This window comes from Streptococcus danieliae (genome assembly GCF_013415245.1).
In the GTDB taxonomy this organism is placed as follows: Bacteria; Bacillota; Bacilli; order Lactobacillales; family Streptococcaceae; genus Streptococcus; species Streptococcus danieliae_A.
Map to the genome: position 1 here is coordinate 1 of NZ_JACBXX010000250.1, position 577 is coordinate 577.

Sequence of the window (577 nt, forward strand, 5' to 3'; positions counted from 1 at the left end):
CGGTTGATCCAGAAGATCCAACCAAGGGTTATATCCCACCTCCAATTACAGATCCAAATGATCCAGCTAAGGATACACCAGTGCCTTATGAGAAGGATCCAGATCCAGTATCGGAACCTGCTATGCCAGTTCAACCTGTTTCACTAGTCACTCCGGCTGAGTCAGAGAAAGTTGATCAAATTATTCCAGGTAATTTAGCTGGTAAAGAACTTCCAAATACAGGAACAGATAGTCTTGAGGGCGTTGCTCAACTTGGTGTTCTAAGTTTGTTTACAGGACTTGGTCTCGCTAGACGGAAACGTCGTTCTGAAGATTAATTCATACTTTGTAAATAAGTTGATTAGTGTTTTAGTAAGAGTCCAATAACAGAGTATATAAAAAATCTCCAAGGTTTTGATTAACCTTGGAGATTTTTTCCCAAATTATTCATACCTCAAATAAACTAAGGTAAACCGTAAGCGCGCTATAACCAAGTATATGAAAAAGGTTCCAGAGTTGATTGACTCGGGAACCTTTTTTATTGACAATTCTTCTGTATGATTTCAGACCATGGCAAATAGTCCTCTAGAACCTCTAT

1 protein-coding gene is annotated in these 577 nt (G+C 38.8%); it reads left to right on the plus strand.

Translation table 11 applies throughout. The features are described 5' to 3' along the window. A partial coding sequence (locus HZY94_RS10045) for an LPXTG cell wall anchor domain-containing protein (RefSeq protein WP_179925995.1) occupies positions 1 to 317 on the plus strand: 317 nt, incomplete at its 5' end. Positions 318 to 577: the final 260 nt, after the last annotated feature.